Here is a 3,895-nt window from a genome sequence, read left to right as displayed (position 1 = left end):
GCCGCCGCCGGCCTGTCGGCGGCGCTGGTCGATCGGTTGGCCCTCGATGCTGGCCGCGTCGAGGGCATCGCCGCCGGGCTCGACACGGTCGCCGGCCTGCCCGATCCGGTGGGCGAGGTGACGGCGCGCTGGAGCCGGCCCAACGGCCTCCAGTTCGAACGGGTGCGGGTGCCGCTGGGCGTCATCGGCATCATCTATGAAAGCCGCCCCGGGGTGACGGCCGATGCCGCCGCCCTGTGCCTGATGGCCGGCAACGCCTGCCTGCTGCGCGGTGGCAGCGAAGCGGCGCGCTCCAACGCCGTGCTGCTCGATTGCATGGCCGAAGGCCTGCGCGCCGCCGGCCTGCCGAACGCCGCGGTGCAGATGGTCCCGGCTGGCGACCGCGCGCTGGTTGGCGAGATGCTGGCCGCCCATGGCCTCATCGATGTCATCATTCCGCGTGGCGGCAAGGGGCTGGTGGCGCGCGTGCAGGCCGAAGCGCGGGTGCCGGTTCTCGCCCATCTCGATGGCATCAACCATGTCTATGTCGACGCCAGCGCCGATCACGACAAGGCAGCGGCGATCGTCGTCAACAGCAAGCTCCGCCGCACGGCGGTGTGCGGGGCGATGGAAACGCTGCTGATCGACGCCGCCGCGCCGCAAGCCTTGAAGCAGCGGCTGGTCGGCGCGCTACTGGATGGCGATTGCGAGGTTCGCGGCGATGCTCCGACACGGGCGCTCGATGCCCGTGTGAAGCCCGCCGCGCCCGAGGACTGGGACACCGAATATCTCGACGCCATCGCCAGCGTGGCCGAAGTGGCCGGCGTCGATGGCGCCATCGCGCACATCGCCGCCCATGGCAGCCAGCACACCGAAAGCGTGATCGCCGAGGATGCCGCCGTGGCCGAGCGCTTCCTGTCCCGCGTCGATGCCGCCATCGTGCTGCACAATGCCTCCACTCAGTTTGCCGACGGCGGCGAGTTCGGCTTCGGCGCCGAGATCGGCATCGCCACGGGCCGCCTGCACGCCAGAGGGCCGGTGGCGCTGGAAGGCCTCACCATCTTCAAGACGCTGGTGCGCGGCACGGGGCAGGTGCGGGCCTGATGGCCCGCATCGGCATCCTGGGCGGCAGCTTCAACCCGGCGCACGGCGCGCACCGGCACATCAGTCTCGTGGCGCTTGACCAGCTGGTGCTGGACGAGGTGTGGTGGCTGGTCTCGCCGCTCAATCCACTGAAATCATCCGCCGGCATGGCGCCGCTTGGCGTGCGGGTGGCGCGGGCCAAAGCCGTGGCGCGGCATCCGCGCATCAAGGTGACGGGGCTGGAACAGCAACTCGGCACGCGCTTTGCCGTCGATACGGTGGCGGCCCTCAAACGGCGCTTCCCGCAGCATAGTTTCGTCTGGCTGGCCGGCAGCGACATCGTGGCGGAACTGCACCGCTGGCGCCGCTGGCGTGATTTCCTGCGGCGGGTGCCCCTGGCGGTCGTGCCGCGCCCCGGTGTTTCATTGATCGGCAGCCCGGCCTTGAAATGGGCCGCGTGGAGCCCGAAATCCCCTTCGTGCTGGACGCGAGCCCCCCTGCCGGCGATAATCCGCCTCAAATCCCGGCTGCGACCGGAATCGGCGACCGCGCTGCGCCTCGCCAATCCCGATTGGGCCACCAACCAAGGACGTGCGCTTGACCGCAACTGACCGCGTGGACGAACTCCACGCCATGATCCTCAAGAGCCTGGACGATGATCAGGCTGTCGATCCCGTTTCCATCCCGCTCGCCGGCAAGACCAGCATCGCCGATTACATGGTGATCGCCAGCGGCCGCAGCGGCCGGCAGGTCGCCTCCATGGCCAGCAAGATCGCCGAGAAGGTGAAGGCCGATTTCGGCCGCAACGCCCGCGTGCAGGGCCTGCCGGCGGCCGATTGGGTGCTGATCGACTGCGGGGACATCATCGTCCACATCTTCCGCCCTGATGTGCGCAGCTTCTACAATCTGGAACGCATGTGGGGCCTGGATGACGCGCCGATGGCCAGCCCGGCGGTGGCGACCGCGGCACCCATGATCGCCTCGCCGCGCTGATGCGCGGGGGACGGCGGTGAAGCTGCACATCATCGCCCGCGGCCGGCTGGGGTCCGGGCCGGAGGCCGAGCTGGTGCAGCGCTATGCGGTGCGCCTGCGCGGCAAGCTCGCCATCACCGAGATCGCCGACACCGCCCCCTGGCCGCAGTTCGGGCTGCAGCATGGCCCTGCGCGCACCGTGGTGCTGGATGAACGCGGCCGTGACCTGCCGTCCACCGATTTCGCCGCGCTGCTGGCGCGCTGGCGCGACGAGGGGGTCCGCGAAGTGCGTTTCCTGATCGGCGCTGCCGACGGCCATGACGAAGTGACGCGCGTGCAGGCCGATCTGCTGCTGTGCTTCGGCCGCGCGACCTGGCCGCACCTCCTGGTGCGCGCCATGCTGGCCGAACAGCTCTACCGGGTGACCAGCATCCTTGAGGGCCATCCCTACCATCGGGCCTGAAGGCCGCAGGGTGTGGCGTTGGGCCCGGCATCTGATATGTTGTCCACCACGATGGCGACGAGTCTGACGCGATGAAGATGAGCTGGAAGATTGTGCTGCCGGTGGCGGCCCTGGTGCTGGTGCCCGGTTATGCCGCCGTGCAGGCCGCAGCCGAAAGCGACACCTACAAGGAGCTCGACGCGCTGATGGACGTGTTCGAGCGGGTGCGCGTCACCTATGTCGACCAGGTTGACGACAAGACTCTGATCCGCGGCGCCATCAACGGCATGCTGGCCAGCCTCGATCCGCACTCGGCCTATCTCGACGGGCGCGACTATGCCAATCTGCGGCAGACGACCGACGGCGAGTATTCCGGCCTCGGCCTCACCGTCACCTCGGAAGACGGCGCGGTGAAGGTCGTCACCCCCACCGACGATACACCGGCCGCCAAGGCCGGCATCAAGGCCGGCGACTATATCACCCACCTCGATGACGAGCTGATCTATGGCAGCACGCTCAATGAGGCGGTGGACAAGATGCGTGGGCCCGCCGGCTCTAAGATCAAGCTCACCGTGGTGCGCCAGGGCGAACCCAAGCCGCTGGAATTTCAGCTCACCCGCGAGGTGGTGGTGATCAAGCCGGTGAAGTGGGAAGCCCGCGGCAACGTTGGCCTCATCCGCATCTCCACCTTCAACAGCCGCACCGGCGACGCCACCCGCGCCGCGGTCGAAGGCCTGCGCGGCAAGCTGGGCGACACGGTGGCCGGCTATGTGATCGATCTGCGCTCCAACCCCGGCGGCCTGCTCGATGAAGCGATCAAGGTGTCGGACGTGTTCCTGGAATCGGGCGAGGTGGTGTCCGAACGGCGGCGCGCCAAGAATGATGTCGATCGCTATTTCGCCAAGGCCGGCGATGCCACCGGCGGCAAGCCGATTGTCGTGCTGGTCGATGAAGGCACCGCCAGCGCTGCCGAAATCGTGGCCGGCGCCCTGCAGGATCACCGCCGCGCCATTGTCCTGGGCCAGCGCAGCTTCGGCAAGGGCAGTGTGCAGACTGTCTATCCGCTGTCGGGCGACACGGCCTTGCGGCTCACCACGGCGCGCTATTTCACGCCGTCGGGGCGCAGCGTGCAGGAGCTGGGCATCGATCCCGACATCACTGTGCCGCAGCTCTCTGATCCGCGCGTCGCCGAGCGCAAGCCGGTGCGCGAAGCCGATCTGAAGAAGCATCTGATCAACGAGATCAAGGATTCGACCGACCGGCTGGTGGAGCAGGACAGCACGCCCGATCCGCGCTTCCTGGCCAAGGCCGAGGAGCTGAAGGCCAAGGGCGTCATCGATTATCAGCTCGATTATGCGCTGCGGCTCGTCGGCCGGCTGGGGCCGCCGGCCGCGCCGCGCCTGCAGGTGGCGGGCGCCC

Annotated in this window: 5 protein-coding genes; all 5 read left to right on the top strand. The window is 68.7% G+C overall.

The annotated features are described in order from the left end of the window. The coding region (locus GJV64_RS12295; RefSeq protein ID WP_164157522.1) for a glutamate-5-semialdehyde dehydrogenase at positions 1 to 1,083 on the top strand (1,083 nt) is incomplete at its 5' end. Then, positions 1,083 to 1,673 carry a nicotinate-nucleotide adenylyltransferase gene (locus tag GJV64_RS12290; protein WP_164157520.1) on the top strand — a complete coding sequence of 197 codons (591 nt, stop codon included), beginning with the start codon at positions 1,083 to 1,085 and terminating at the stop codon, positions 1,671 to 1,673. The genes GJV64_RS12295 and GJV64_RS12290, both read left to right, overlap by 1 nt. A 22-nt stretch (positions 1,674 to 1,695) precedes the next feature. Further along, positions 1,696 to 2,055, top strand: a complete 360-nt coding sequence (gene rsfS, locus GJV64_RS12285) for a ribosome silencing factor (protein WP_164157523.1) — start codon at positions 1,696 to 1,698, stop codon at positions 2,053 to 2,055. A gap of 16 nt (positions 2,056 to 2,071) precedes the next feature. Next, positions 2,072 to 2,497, top strand: a complete 426-nt coding sequence (locus GJV64_RS12280) for a 23S rRNA (pseudouridine(1915)-N(3))-methyltransferase RlmH (RefSeq protein ID WP_164157519.1) — start codon at positions 2,072 to 2,074, stop codon at positions 2,495 to 2,497. A gap of 77 nt (positions 2,498 to 2,574) precedes the next feature. After that, positions 2,575 to 3,895, top strand: a 1,321-nt coding sequence (locus tag GJV64_RS12275; RefSeq protein WP_408014996.1) for a S41 family peptidase, incomplete at its 3' end; no start/stop codon positions are given.

Origin of the sequence: Sandarakinorhabdus rubra (genome assembly GCF_010994245.1) — a bacterium.
Classification (GTDB): domain Bacteria; phylum Pseudomonadota; class Alphaproteobacteria; order Sphingomonadales; family Sphingomonadaceae; genus Sandarakinorhabdus; species Sandarakinorhabdus rubra.
This window is presented reverse-complemented; position numbering and strand designations above follow the sequence as displayed.

Bases quoted from the DNA above. Each gene is read 5' to 3' on its own strand.
- GJV64_RS12290 (WP_164157520.1), top strand. From the start codon at position 1,083: ATGGCCCGCATCGGCATCCTGGGCGGCAGCTTCAACCCGGCGCACGGC.
- rsfS (WP_164157523.1), top strand. From the start codon at position 1,696: ATGATCCTCAAGAGCCTGGACGATGATCAGGCTGTCGATCCCGTTTCC.